Raw genomic sequence first — 13099 nt, 5'->3', positions numbered from 1 at the left:
GTTTGTTTGGACAACGACGATATGGGGAGCCGCAGCCTGTCGAAGGGGTCCCATTCACCCCGGTCGATTGCCGATCTGGAGTAGTAGGAGGCTCATGCTTGCGGCCATGAATCCAGAGCGAAGGTCAAGGCCGGTCGGCGACAAATTCGCCGAGGTGGTAGCCTTTCGCAAAGGAGATAAGGTGGCCGAATAGGCACTCTGCTCGAGGACATCCGACATCTGCGCCAGCAGCTTGCATTGGCAGAAGGCGCCTTGAGGCGCGGATGCCATATCCGGCGCGCACCGGGTCAGGTCGCATTGAAACGCTTGGGTTTCACGGCAAAAAAACAGCAAGCGGCAACGAACAGGGCTTTGGAAAACAAGGCAGAAGTCCTGTCGCAAGTCCTTCCAACCAATTAGAGAGCTTAACTTTATAGGGAGAACAACCTGCGACAGGGGAATTCGGCTTCTGTCCCGGGCCTATCAAATTAGAAGAGCCGTCCGGGAAAGCTGAGATATTGCGCTCGGACGATCGGAGCAGAGGAATTGTGCGAGTGACGGCAGCAATATTTCGACCCGCCTTATTTCGGGAATGAGGGCGACTATGTGAAGGGACTTTTCGGGCACGGCCGGTGTCATTGGATATGCGGACGCGGCTACGGTCTCGATCAAGGCGCTCTTGAACGATACTTCGGCTCGATTGGCTTGGCGACGCCGGAGGGCTTTTCCTATATCAAGGTGAACATCGAGCGTGCGTCAGCGGAAAAACCGTCGCAGTTTGAATGCACCCCTCCAAGGCTATAGCGAAGTCGCTTGGGGTCCTGAAGCCATAGACTTGCCTGCCGCCGGTTCAAGCCCCTTTGAGGCTGCTTCAAGTACCCTTCGAAGGACGCCAAGGAGTTGATAAGGCATAGCCATGGTAGAAAAGGTCGCCATCCCGAAGTTGCAGGATCTATATGTCGGCCAACTTGCTATCAGAGGCAATTGGGTAGCGGCATGCGTTCGCTCTCAAATGGCTTGGCCGATTGCAACGGCGGAAGTGTTGTTTCGGGAGCGCACAATCTTTCTTATACCTTGGGCTGATGCTGGAGGATCAGCCGGGATAATGTATCCAGCTGCCGCTGTCTGTTTACAGCCTGACGAAGACCGGGATTCGGGGCAGCTGTTGATAAGCCATTTTCTCAGCTCACTGGCCTGGGCACATGGGCAGTCTATCGAGATCGAACAGTGGAGTGGAGGAAATTTTCCGCGATCCATGGGCGGGTTCAATGGGCCATATGTTATCGCCMATGACTTACTTCACCCTTACGTACCTGATCCTGCGGACCGTAAGGCCCGTCTGGCACTTGGCTTTTATCGGGAGGGGCTTGGCCTGAATAATCCTGCCTACGCGTGCTTGAGCTTCTTCAAAATCCTCAATATCTTTAAGGATAAAGGTCCAGATCAAATCGCTTGGATTGACGATACGATTCCTAAGATCAAAGATAGTCGGAGAGCGCGAAATCGCATCTCTTCCCTCCAGAACTCAAACGAGACGCCAGGCAAGTACCTTTACGGGTCCAACCGCTGCGCTGTGGCCCACGCCTTTGGTACTACTGCAAACCCGGAGGATCCGGCTGATATGCGGCGGATGCGACAAGATTTGCCTGTTGCTCAGGCGTTGGCGGAATACGCCATCGAACACCACTTCGGTGTGAAGAGCAGCCAAACGATTTGGGAAGAGCACCTTTACGAACTCAAGGGTTTCCACGATATATTCGGCGAAGGTGCCGTGGCGACCATAAAAGCAGGCGCCTCGCCGGAGCGGAATCTTTGGCCGCCACTTCCCAGGCTTACAGTGACTTTGGCACGCACTGAAGGCTTCGCGGCGCTAACCAACCTTCGTTCTGAGGTAGTAGCGATTGCGGATGGCTGTGCGGATGTCATGTGCACATCTGATGACAACCTTACAGAAATGATGCTGAGCCTGAATTTCGCAGAGGAGCGATTACAGATAGATGTGAAGGATGGGCTTAGGATGGCCGACGACGGATCGGAGGGGGCGTTCAGAGGCTGCGCAAGCGTCATGCGATTTATTCGAGACTATATACTCAACGGTGTCCTTGAAGTGTGGGACTGGGATCAGCGAAAATTGCTTGGTAGATGCGATGCCTTCATTCCCATGAATATCGATCTCGAGGCAACCAAAAGAACTTATGATGCAATCGTCAGCAATTACGAAGATCTAGCTAAGGGACGTTCGGGGTCAGGTAACAATGGTGGAGACTAAGTCCGCCGAGCCCATCATTGAATGGCGCGTCCTTAAACTGCCCTCAAGCACGCTTCAAGATTCAAAAATTCCGGAACCTAGGGTCAAAATTCCGGGTTTTTGCGCCCGGCTACATTCTCGTCCGGCTAGATTGAGACAGAGGAATGGTGGGCCCGGAGGGACTCGAACCCCCAACCAAGCGGTTATGAGCCGCCGGCTCTAACCATTGAGCTACAGGCCCTGGCGTCGGGTGTCCGGCGCTTGGGTGCCGGGGCAATGGTTCCCGCAGCACGGTTTCCGCTCTAACGCAAATCCGGGGGAGCCACAAGCGGTGAGCGCAAGCATCTGTGGACGATGCATATTCGTGGGCAGCCACTGGAACCTTCTCGCGCGGGCTACACTTATCCAAGTGACATTCCGCATGAAGAGGGCGATCGCAGATGGTGGCTTCGAACAGTGCCGTGGTGCTCATCGTGGAGGACGAGCCGCTGATCCGGTTCAATATCCTCGATGTGCTGGAAGAGGTCGGTCATGTGGCGCTGGAGGCGGCGAATGCTGATGAGGCTCTGGTGGTGCTGAAGGGCAGGCAGGATGTCGATATCCTGTTCACCGACGTCAACATGGCCGGTTCGATGGACGGTCTGCAGCTTGCCAATCGGGTGAGGGCGATGCGTCCGAATATCGGCATCATCATCACCTCGGGCATGGTGCGGCTCGATCCGATGGCGTTGCCCGCCAATACCGCCTTCCTGCCGAAGCCCTACATGCACGACACGCTGATTTCAACGATCGATACCCTGATGACGTAACGGCAATACCCTGATGACTGGACAGGGGCGCGCAGCCGCAAAAMGGGGACTGTTTTTGCGGCTGCGCGCGAGGCGCCGGGAGACATGCTCGTCTTCAGGCGGGGCGGAGGGGAACCACACCCTCAGCTGAAGCTGCTCCTCAGCGCCTCGTTCTCGTGATGGGCCTTCTTCTCGTAGATCGTGAACAGCGCCATCGAAAGGAGATAGGAGAGGAAGGGATCCCCTATCTGCGCGGCGATGTCGCGGGATGCGAGAACATGGCGCTCCAGCGCGCCGATATCCTTCTGCATTGCGGTCTGCGTGGCGGTTTCAGCGAGGCGGTTCATGCTGCCATCTCCAGGAATTGGGTCACGACCGAGCGGGCCGGCACGTGCCTGACATAAAGGGGTAGGGTGAGGCCRAGGGCGGCGCGCATCTTGCGCAGCACGCGGTCCGATACTTCGAAGGCGCCGCAGCAGACGGGGTATTTGCCGTAACCGTCTGCACGGCCGAGTTCTTCCACTTCGGCGCCGGCGCGCTTGTAGACGCGCTTGAGGTAGGGCTCGTAGTTGGAAATCATCGTATGGATGCCGTGATCGAGCGCGCATTCGCAAAGCGCAAGCAGCATCATGGAGAAGGCGCGACCGGCATCGACATTGGAGAAATCCTTGGCGATCGCCTCCTCGTCGAGGCACATGCGCGTGCCTTCCCAGATGCCAGGGGCGATGAGATTGGCGGCATCGGGAAACGTCTCGCGGAAGACGTCGTAGAGAAGGGTCGGGCCTGTCGTCGGCATCAGGCGCATGCCGCCATAAAGGCGGGTGCGGCTGTCGTTGCACCAGACGAGATAGGCGGGGGCGAGCGAATCGTAGCTGTCGCGTTCGTAGGGGCCGATGACGGGAACGTCCCAGCCGAGCGTATCGGCGAAGACCTTCTTGCGCAGGCGAAACATCTGGTCGAGTACGGCAGCGTATTTCTGATACTCATGTGCCTGAATGATAACGAACATTTTGCCCTCCAGCGTTTTCAAGTTCGTGGAAAGCAGAATGGTTCAGGCGAGCCGGATCGGAAATTCCCTCAGATGGGCCCCCTCAGATGAGGGGGGCAGAGCATGTCGCGCAAAAGTGCGCAGCGGTTTTGCGAGAACGACATGCGCCAACAAAAGACCTAGGGTGCCGTGCGTCCTTTCGGACGCACAAGGGACGCTCTAACACTTCGAACCTACGCATCGTGCTTTGCGAAAATCGATTCCGATTTTCGGGCCGATGCGCTAGGGATTGATGATGCGCAATTGCACGGCCCGGGAGGCGGCGGCCGAGATCGTGGCGCAGCCGAGCTTGAAGCGGGCGGTCTTCAGATAATCGCGCGTCGTGTGCTCCGATATGCCGAGGATGACCGAAATATCCTTGTAATCCTTGCCCAGCGCCGTCCAGTGCAGGCACTCGATCTCGCGCGGCGACAATGACGGCACCGGGTCGTTCTCGCCATGCAGTTCGTAGACGGCTTTGCGGTGGATCAGATGGGCGATCTCGATCCATTCGTTGCGGCAGCGGCGGACGAGTTCGGCCCATTCGTCAGCCGGTATGCGGGCATTCAACGACAAGAGCGCACGGCGCTGCGCCTTGTCGGCGACGGGAATGGAATAGCCATTGCCGCCGATTCCGTGCTTCTGGGCGTCGACCAGCATGGCATAGGCCTCCGGTGTCGGCTCGACCTCGCTCCAGTCGAAGGGCAGTTGGCGTTCGAAGCCCTGCTTGACGATCGGATCGACCTTCACATAGCTGTTCAGGAGGTAGCGGGAGACCCAGGCATCCGGGTAGGTGGTGCGCACGAAGGGCGAATCGATCTTGCTCGCGATCGTCTGGGCGAGATGGTAGGTGACGAAATCGAGGCCATATTCCGCCTGGAGAATGCGGATGGCGGCATCGACATTGGCCGCGGCCTTGATCTGTTCGAAAGCGGACTCGAACTTTTCGCTATAGGTATTTTCAATCATTTCCACTGCCCCAATTCCCTCAATCCTACCGCGAGCGCTGTCATAAATACAAGGCATCCCCACATATGCGGGGAATGACAATCCGGGTCCCATCTGCTAGCGCCTGTCATGAGGAGACCTCATATGGACAGCAAGAGACCATTCGAGATTGCCGAATGCCAACAGGCCGCCAAGGGCCTGAAATCCAGCTGGCAGGACATGGCAGGCTCCGAAGCGCTGATCCGCGCCCTCGTTGCCGAGCGCAACGGTGACACGTCGCTGGCGCTATTCTGGACCGAGGTTCACCGGGCGCTCTGCCAGGAAACCAACGCCTTCTGACGATCGGCCTTCCAGAACGGCTCAGCCTTTTTCTCCACAATTCAGGCAGGGCACCCACGCCGGTCGGCAGGGACATCCCATCCGCTTTTCTCCAAAACTGCCGATGAACACGTCTTCATTCTTGTCGCGATTCGATCTGACGGCGAAAGCGTTGGACACTGCGTTCTGGATTTATGGTTAAGAAACCCGCATTATTTCATCGATTTGTGCCAAAACTGGTTGACGGAGCGTTTGCGGCAGGAGCTATGGTGTTTGTGGAAACGGTTACATTCCGTCTTGCCTGTACAGCGCCGGCTGCAGAATGTTTCGGATGTCCTTACTGATGTGTGGAATGGAATGACTGAAAAGCGCGTGCATTTGGTCTTCAAGACCCATCTCGATATCGGCTTTACCGATCATGCCGAGAAAGTCCGCCGGCAATATCATGAGCGCTTCATTCCGCAGGCGATCGAGACGGGCAGGCATTTTCATGCCGAAAATCCCGACGAGCCGAAATTCATCTGGACGACCGGCGCCTGGCTGATCTGGGACCATCTGAATTCGCGCTCCGGTCCTGAGGTCGCGGCGCTGGAACAGGCGATCGAGCGCGGGCTGATCCGCTGGCACGGGCTGCCGTTCACCACGCATACGGAGCTGATGTCGCCGGATCTCTTTCGGGCCGGGCTCTCTTATTCGCAGGAGCTCGACCGGCGTTTCGGTAAGACGACGATCGCGGCAAAGATGACCGATGTGCCCGGCCATACGCTCGGCATGGTGCCGCTGCTTTGCGAGGCGGGCATCCGCTTCCTTCATCTCGGCGTCAATACGGCCTCACCGCCGCCTGATGTGCCCGACATCTTCCGCTGGCGGGCGCCTGGCGGCGAGGAGGTGGTCGTCATGTACCAGCGCTCCTATGGCGAAACCTGTTTCCCCGATGGTTTGGAGGATGGCCTGAGCTTTGCCCATACCAACGACAATATCGGGCCGCAGAGCGTGCCGCAAACGACCGAGGCCTATCGCGAATTACGCGCCCGTGAGCCGGATGCGGTCATCCGCGCGGCGACGCTCGACGAGTACGGCGCCATCCTCTGGAGCGAGCGCGAGCGCTTTCCTGTCGTCGAGCTTGAACTCGGCGACAGCTGGATCCATGGCAGCGGCAGCGATCCGGTGAAGACGGCGCGGTTCCTCGCGCTGCAGCGGCTCTACGACCGTTTCGCGGCGGATGGTCTCGACGCGCGGCGTCTCGCCTTCGGGCGCGGATTGGCGATGGTGGCCGAGCATACCTGCGGCGTCGATATCAAATCCTATCTGCGCGACGACAAAGCGTGGTCACGGGCCGATTTCGAGGCCGCGCGCCGATCCGATTATCGCTTCGCCTACACCGAAGCTTCATGGGACGAGCAGCGGGCCTATCTCGATCAGGCGGTCTCGGAGCTCGACGAGACGGACCGGAAGGCGGCCCAGGCCGTGCTTGCCGAACTCGCCACGCCTGCCGTGATCGAGGGCGGTGGGCGGGAGCTCAGCCTGCAGGTCGGCGGCTGGTCGATCGCCCTTAACGGCGTGAGCGGCGATGTCGCCGAAATCACCTCGCCCTCCGGCAGGACGATCTCCGGACGTGACGGCTCGCTGATCGCCTATCGATACGAGAGCTACGATGCCGGCGACGTTATCAGGCACATGGAGACCTACCTGACCCATCGCCAGGAATGGGCGGTCCTCGACCATGACAAGCCAGGGCTAGCTCGTTCTGGTGCGGCGCTTTCGAAGGTTTTTCTGCCGGCGCTGGAAGCGACTGATGAGGCGAGCATCCTTCTCTCAATGCCGGTCGAGGCCGTGCAGAAATATGGCGCGCCGCCGCATGTGATGCTGCATTTCACCGCCGAGGGCGATCGCCTCGATCTTTGCCTGACATTGCACGACAAGCCGGCCAACCGTATGCCGGAGGCAAGCTTCCTATCCTTCACGCCTGATGGTGCCGGGGACTGGAATTTCCGCAAGATGGGCCTCTGGCATCGATCCGGGAATATTGCGACGAGCGGCGGCGGACAATTGCAGGCGGTGACATCAGCACGCAACGATCTCGCTCTGGGTGCGCTGACGATCGAAACCTTCGATGCGCCGCTCGTTGCGCCGCAAAGCTCAGATTTCATGACGTTCTATAAGACGCGGCCGGACTTCGGCTCTGGCATTCGCTTCAATCTGCACAACAATAAATGGGGAACCAATTTCCCGATGTGGTGGCAGGGAGATTTTCAGGCGCGCTTCCGGTTAAGCTTCGACTGAGTTGCTCTCAGGGATCAATCTGCGCGGCCCGGTACGGATTGGGCCGTCCGGGCCGATACGGGACGGCGTTCAGCCGACGCTTACCCATCGGCCGATCCAGCTGATGCGGGGCGCTTCGGGCTGCTGCGGCCTCGGGCGAAACTTCACCAGTACCTCGCGGCCGTCGGAAGAGGCCTTCGTGCGCTCCAGCGCATCGCGTTCGGCAACCGCCTGGCGCCAGTGTTCGTCGTCGCGGCCGTAAGGGCGGCCCTGTTCCTCCCAGATCGCGTAAGCTCTTTTGCTGATCCATTCGTGGCGTCTATCGCTCATCTGTCTATTCCATTCGTCAAAAGTGTTATTCGGCAATTCTGTCCTGCAGAACCGGCGGCCGGCGTTTGGCTGCCATCAGCAGGTCGAGTTCGATCGAGGAGGGTCCGAAACGGGTGAAAAGACTTTCGGCCTGGTCGCTCAGGAGACCATATTTGGAGGCGAATTCATCAAGGCTATAGGGGCGGCCGCGCAGGATTCTGCTTCGGCGCTCCGGTTCACGGATTTGCGTCATTGGTGATAACCCCAGACTGTTTTGCGAATGTGAGAACAAAACAAATTACAGAGACAAAAGTTCCGTGAATTTTCAGGGTTTTTTCGTCTCGTCGTGCCATTCCGGAGCGATCTCAGGCGGGTGGCATAGATTTTTAAGACTGGTGGTCGCCGAGAAAATTTCGACTAAAAGACGCAAGAATATCAGGGCGTTATGGAATTCGCTTCCGCGGCGGCGGATAAATGGGCTTTACCCCGGCGCGTTACTCTATAGAATCAATAGTGTTATTCGGTTCGCAGGGGCAGCAAAACGCTCCGTTCCCCGCGTTGGCGCGACCGATACCGGAGGACTTTGGCTTCAACCCATCAAGAGGAGACAGACATGATGAATGCACTGCCGCCACTTCATGACGGCCATGCGCCGTTCAACCTCCAGCAGCTGTTTCGCGAAGCGCTCTATGCCTTCGAGGAATGGGACAGTGAATTGACCGAACCGATCGTGACCTACGAAGGACGGGTCATCCCCATCAGCTTCGTTTTCGAAGCCATGCGTGAATGCACCGACATCGTGCCGATGAACATCGTCGGCGCCGTCACCGAACGGCTGACCAAGCCGTGGGAGGGCGAAGGCCCGCTCGACCAGATGACTTTCTCGACGGCGGCGCGCGTCATGCGCGTGCTGGTGCGCAAGCGCCTTCTCGCCACGGGTGCCGTGGATCTCGTTGCCGTTTCGGCCCACGCGTCCGAAGACCAGAGCCGCGACTGACAGGATAAGGATCGCGGCCATGGCTGCGATCCTTTTCCGCTTCTTGGCGGAACCTCACCCATTCCCAACCGTTTAATTCGGCAGACACGGCCCGCCGCTACAGCGCCGCTGTGGCACTTTGAATTGCCGCATAATTTTATCCTTAAATCGATCCCGATCTTAGGAATTATGCAGTCGTGACGGGCGAGGAATAAGTACCATGCTAAAATCCATCGTTCATGAAATCATCGGCACACCTCGGCGTGAGCCTGACCTTCCGCAATCGCTCGAGCAGTTTCGCGACAGGAAGCGGGTGCTGATCATCTTCGCAGATGCGCAAGACGACCGCGCTCTCATTCAGGACGAATGGCTGCGCAAAGCGCATATGCGCCTCATCGAAGAAGACGTCGAAGTGTTCAGCATTGCCGGCGGCGGCGCGTTTGCGCTGTTCGACGATGACTGGGAACTCGATGCCGACGATATTCGCGAGCGGCTGCAGGGGCCGCCGTCCGGCGAGTTCGGGCTGATCCTGATCGGACGCGACGGAACCGTGAAGCTGCGCTCGAGCGAGCCAATGACCGCGGAGGATATCTTCGCGGCTTTCGAGATGTTGCCGAAGAAGACGCCTTGGTAGTGTTTCGAGATTCCGTTTGAAGCGGGGCGCGGTGAAGCATCATCCGCGCCCGCATCTTTTGCATGTTCAGAGCTCGAAAGCTTCCTTGAGGCCCAGGCTCTTGCGTTCGCGCAGGTCGAGATCGGCCTCGATATGGGCGATGTGGTGCAGCATCAGCTGGCAGGCGCGGTCGAGTTCGTTGGCTTCGATCGCCGAGATGATGTCACCGTGTTCGGAATGACCGCAGCTCGATKCGGTCGACTGCCCGTAGAGCGCAATCACCAGGGACGAGCGGGCGACGAGCTCTTCCATGAAGCGTTGCATGATCGAATTGCCTGATATGAGCGCCAGCGTCAGATGGAAATCGCCCGATGCCTTGATTTCAGCGCGCCGCGCCGTCTGGCCGCGTTCGCTCATCAGGCGACCTTCTTCCAGCAGAAGCTGTCTCAGATGCGCGATGTCATCGGGCGTGATCTGCGCCGCGGCCTCCCGTAATATGCCGGGTTCGACCAGGCGGCGGGCGGAGAAGATCTGGCGAGCCTCTTCGGGCGAGGGGTAGGCGACGAAGGCGCCGCGGTTCTTCTCGACGCTGACGAGGCCCTCATAGGAGAGCGCCTGCAGGGCGGCGCGCGCAAGCGTGCGGCTGACGTTGAAGAGATTGCCGACATCGCTTTCCGAAAGCTTGGTGCCGGGCGAGAGCCTGCGTTCGACGATCGCTTCGCGGATGGCATCGCGGATCTGTTGCGCGCCGGTATCGGCGGAGTCTTCGGCTTGCTGAGCCTTGGCGGCGGATTTCATGAAAATCGATTTCCTGATGACGACAAACCATATCCGTGTTCGCGGCAAAAGTTAAACAGAATTTGTGCCCGAAATGGCGGCAAAATTGTATACGATTTTCTGCACAAATTGCGCACGATAGCCTAAATCATGTGCAGATACCGTTGTGCCTATAATTTGCTCTCGCAAGTTCGGTAGCGATAAAATCTTTAATTCGCAATGGCTTGATGTGCGCGACGGAGTTTGGCACGGCAGATGCATCGTCTTTTCCGAACAGGGGAAGGCATGATGTCGAAAGCGGCAGAGATCGATATAGTATCCGTTTCGAAGGTCTATGGCGCGACGACGGCGGTCCATGCGATCAGCCTGAAGATTCCGGCCGGCTCCTATTGCTGTTTCCTCGGTCCGTCGGGCTGCGGCAAGACCTCGACGCTGCGCATGATTGCCGGCCACGAGAGCATTTCGTCGGGCGATATCCGGCTCGGCAATGTCGTCGTTACCGATTTTCCGCCGGCCAGCCGCGGCACGGCGATGATGTTCCAGTCCTACGCGCTCTTCCCGCATCTCGATTTGATCGACAACGTCGCCTTCAGCCTGAAGATGAAGGGCGTCGACAAGCAAGAGCGGCAGGCCAAGGCGCTTGAGATGCTGAAGCTGATGCAGATGGAGGCCTATGCCAACCGGCGTCCGGCCCAGCTTTCCGGCGGCCAGCAGCAGCGCGTGGCACTGGCGCGCGCGCTGATCACCGATCCGGAAGCGCTGCTGCTCGACGAGCCGCTGTCGGCGCTCGATCCGTTCCTGAAGATCCGCATGCGCGCCGAACTCAAGAAACTGCAGAAGTCGCTCGGCATCACCTTCGTACACGTCACCCATAGCCAGGAAGAGGCGATGGCGCTCGCCGACGTCATCGTCATCATGAATGACGGCCGGATCGAGCAGGCGGCGGCACCTCGCGAGGTCTTCGAGCGGCCGGCGACTGCCTTCGTCGCGCGGTTCATGGGCGACCACAATGTGCTGTCCGGCCGGGTGACGTCGAGCGAGAACGGCGTGCTCGTCATGACCGTGCCGGAAGGTCAGAGCTTTTCCGTGCGCGGGACGGGCAGGGAGGTCGGCGAGCCTGTCGATATCGGTATCCGCACCGACCGCGTGCGCCTGCAGGTGGCGACCGAATGGACGCTCGGCTTCGACGGTATCGTCTCCAACATCGAATATCGCGGGTCTTCCGTGAAGATCACCGTCCTCGGCGCGGGCAGCGACGACTTCACCGTCATTGCCGACGACGGCGACTATTTCGCCCGACCGGTTGCCGTCGGCGACACCGTCTCGCTCAGCTGGGCGCTCGAAGATGCCGTGCTTCTCGGCCGCTCTTCCGCATGAGCCATTACCATCAAAAACACTGAACCTTCCGTATCAAGAAAAGGGGAACTGACATGACGACTGAAACGACATCGACCAAAGCGGAAAAGGGGCTTTCCCGCCGCACGCTGCTGAAGACGGGTGCTGCCGCCGTCGGCGCCATCGCCGGCTCCGGCGCCATTACCGGCTTTCCCACAATCTGGGCGCAGACGAACATCACGCTTCGCCAGTTCGGCACCGGTGTTTCGAACATCAATGCCATCGCCGAGAAGTGCAAGGCCGATCTCGGCATCACGCTGGAGATGACGGCAACCGATTCCGACGCCGCCGCCCAGCGCGCCGTCACCCAGCCCGACAGCTACGACATTGCCGACATCGAATACTGGATCGCCAAGAAGGTGTTCCCGACCGGCGTGCTGCAGCCGATGGACGTCAAGAAGCTGAAATATTACGACAAGATCGTGCCGCTGTTCATCAACGGCAAGCTAAAGCCGGAAAGCGTCATCGCCCAGGGTACGGCGCCGCATACGGTCGGCTTCGTCGGGGCGCAGGGTTCCAAGAAGTTCGCCAAGGAGCCGACACAGTGGATGACGATGGTTCCGACCATCTACAATGCCGACACGCTCGGCATCCGTCCTGATCTCACCGGCCGTCCGATCACCAGCTGGGCCGATATTCTCGATCCGGCCTTCAAGGGCAAGACCGCGATCCTCAACATCCCGTCGATCGGCATCATGGATGCGGCGATGATCATGGAAGCCTCCGGCAAGATCAAATATGCCGACAAGGGCAACATGACGAAGGAAGAAATCGACAAGACGATCGACTTCCTGATCAAGACCAAGGGCGACGGCCAGTTCCGTGCCTTCTGGAAGTCGTTCGACGAAAGCGTCAACCTGATGGCCTCGGGCGAAGTGGTCATCCAGTCGATGTGGTCGCCGGCCGTCGCCGCCGTCCGTTCGAAGGGCATTGCCTGCACCTTCCAGCCGCTCAAGGAAGGCTATCGCGCCTGGGGTGGCGGTCTCGGCCTTGCCTCGCACCTCAAAGGCGCGGAGCTCGATGCAGCCTATGAATATATCAACTGGTACACATCGGGCTGGGTCGGCGGCTACCTCAATCGCCAGGGCTATTATTCCGCCTGCATGGACACCGCCAAGGAATTCATGTCGGCCGACGAATGGGGCTACTGGATCGAAGGCAAGCCGGCGCAGGGCGATATCCTGTCTCCCGAGGGCAAGGTCATGGAGAAGGCCGGCGCTGTTCGCGACGGTGGCTCCTTCGAAGCCCGCATGGGTGCTGTCGCCTGCTGGAACTCCGTCATGGACGAGGACCGCTACATGGTCCGTCGCTGGAACGAGTTCATCGCTGCCTAAGGCCCGGTTGGCGGTTGCCGCTTTTCCCCTCCCCAACCCTCCCCACAAGGGGGAGGGAGTCCGGAGGTGGTGCGGTACAGAAACTCCCTCCCCCTTGTGGGGAGGGTTGGGGAGGGGTCTTCTCA

The 13099-nt window shown here is 59.1% G+C and carries 14 protein-coding genes and 1 tRNA gene; 8 read left to right on the top strand and 7 right to left on the bottom strand.

The window, feature by feature from the left end; genetic code table 11:
- Positions 1-895: 895 nt before the first annotated feature.
- Complete coding sequence (gene mauJ, locus AC1ECN_RS08890) at positions 896-2248, top strand: methylamine utilization protein MauJ (protein WP_477952760.1); 1353 nt, start codon at positions 896-898, stop codon at positions 2246-2248.
- Positions 2249-2392: 144 nt separating this feature from the next.
- Here mauJ and AC1ECN_RS08885 read toward each other — a convergent pair.
- Positions 2393-2468: transfer RNA gene (locus AC1ECN_RS08885), tRNA-Ile, on the bottom strand.
- A 199-nt stretch (positions 2469-2667) separates the two neighbouring features.
- On the opposite strand from AC1ECN_RS08885, the gene AC1ECN_RS08880 reads away from it, so the two are divergent.
- On the top strand, positions 2668-3036 hold the full coding sequence (locus tag AC1ECN_RS08880) for a response regulator (RefSeq protein ID WP_065280740.1): 369 nt from the start codon (positions 2668-2670) through the stop codon (positions 3034-3036).
- Between the two features lie 122 nt (positions 3037-3158).
- Here the strand turns inward: AC1ECN_RS08880 and AC1ECN_RS08875 are convergent, their stop codons facing one another.
- The 3 genes from AC1ECN_RS08875 to AC1ECN_RS08865 form a co-directional block, all read right to left on the bottom strand.
- Positions 3159-3362: a hypothetical protein gene (locus AC1ECN_RS08875; protein ID WP_130672912.1), complete on the bottom strand. Its 204-nt coding sequence runs from the start codon at positions 3360-3362 to the stop codon at positions 3159-3161.
- Positions 3359-4024: an acyl-homoserine-lactone synthase gene (locus AC1ECN_RS08870; RefSeq protein ID WP_130672911.1), complete on the bottom strand. Its 666-nt coding sequence runs from the start codon at positions 4022-4024 to the stop codon at positions 3359-3361. The genes AC1ECN_RS08875 and AC1ECN_RS08870 overlap by 4 nt, the downstream gene beginning before the upstream one ends.
- A 261-nt stretch (positions 4025-4285) precedes the next feature.
- Positions 4286-5011, bottom strand: coding sequence for a LuxR family transcriptional regulator (locus tag AC1ECN_RS08865; RefSeq protein WP_024320732.1), 726 nt, complete (start codon positions 5009-5011; stop codon positions 4286-4288).
- 123 nt (positions 5012-5134) lie between these two features.
- On the opposite strand from AC1ECN_RS08865, the gene AC1ECN_RS08860 reads away from it, so the two are divergent.
- Both AC1ECN_RS08860 and AC1ECN_RS08855 read left to right on the top strand, forming a co-directional pair.
- Entirely contained in the window at positions 5135-5329 is a 195-nt protein-coding gene (locus tag AC1ECN_RS08860) for a hypothetical protein (RefSeq protein WP_018074075.1), read from the top strand.
- Positions 5330-5665: 336 nt separating this feature from the next.
- On the top strand, positions 5666-7591 hold the full coding sequence (locus AC1ECN_RS08855) for a DUF5054 domain-containing protein (RefSeq protein WP_130672910.1): 1926 nt from the start codon (positions 5666-5668) through the stop codon (positions 7589-7591).
- Between the two features lie 69 nt (positions 7592-7660).
- On the opposite strand, the gene AC1ECN_RS08850 is transcribed toward AC1ECN_RS08855, so the two are convergent.
- Positions 7661-7900 carry a DUF2934 domain-containing protein gene (locus AC1ECN_RS08850; RefSeq protein WP_130672909.1) on the bottom strand — a complete coding sequence of 80 codons (240 nt, stop codon included), beginning with the start codon at positions 7898-7900 and terminating at the stop codon, positions 7661-7663.
- Positions 7901-7925: 25 nt separating this feature from the next.
- Positions 7926-8132 carry a hypothetical protein gene (locus AC1ECN_RS08845; RefSeq protein ID WP_018074078.1) on the bottom strand — a complete coding sequence of 69 codons (207 nt, stop codon included), beginning with the start codon at positions 8130-8132 and terminating at the stop codon, positions 7926-7928.
- Between the two features lie 360 nt (positions 8133-8492).
- On the opposite strand from AC1ECN_RS08845, the gene AC1ECN_RS08840 reads away from it, so the two are divergent.
- Together AC1ECN_RS08840 and AC1ECN_RS08835 are read left to right on the top strand one after the other, a co-directional pair.
- A complete protein-coding gene (locus AC1ECN_RS08840) occupies positions 8493-8876 on the top strand; it encodes a BRA0787 family protein (RefSeq protein ID WP_026171050.1) in 384 nt (127 codons plus the stop codon).
- 199 nt (positions 8877-9075) lie between these two features.
- The gene (locus tag AC1ECN_RS08835; RefSeq protein WP_018074080.1) at positions 9076-9489 is read left to right on the top strand and encodes a DUF4174 domain-containing protein; all 414 of its coding nucleotides are present in this window, start codon (positions 9076-9078) and stop codon (positions 9487-9489) included.
- Positions 9490-9555: 66 nt separating this feature from the next.
- Here the strand turns inward: AC1ECN_RS08835 and AC1ECN_RS08830 are convergent, their stop codons facing one another.
- The gene (locus tag AC1ECN_RS08830) at positions 9556-10266 is read right to left on the bottom strand and encodes a GntR family transcriptional regulator (RefSeq protein WP_477952756.1); all 711 of its coding nucleotides are present in this window, start codon (positions 10264-10266) and stop codon (positions 9556-9558) included.
- Positions 10267-10533: 267 nt separating this feature from the next.
- Between AC1ECN_RS08830 and AC1ECN_RS08825 the strand changes: the two genes are divergently transcribed.
- Both AC1ECN_RS08825 and AC1ECN_RS08820 read left to right on the top strand, forming a co-directional pair.
- The gene (locus AC1ECN_RS08825; protein ID WP_130672908.1) at positions 10534-11622 is read left to right on the top strand and encodes an ABC transporter ATP-binding protein; all 1089 of its coding nucleotides are present in this window, start codon (positions 10534-10536) and stop codon (positions 11620-11622) included.
- A gap of 53 nt (positions 11623-11675) precedes the next feature.
- Positions 11676-12974, top strand: coding sequence for an ABC transporter substrate-binding protein (locus AC1ECN_RS08820; protein WP_130672907.1), 1299 nt, complete (start codon positions 11676-11678; stop codon positions 12972-12974).
- Positions 12975-13099: the final 125 nt, after the last annotated feature.

It is taken from the genome of Rhizobium sp. 01N447_2, from assembly GCF_056399245.1.
This window is presented reverse-complemented; position numbering and strand designations above follow the sequence as displayed.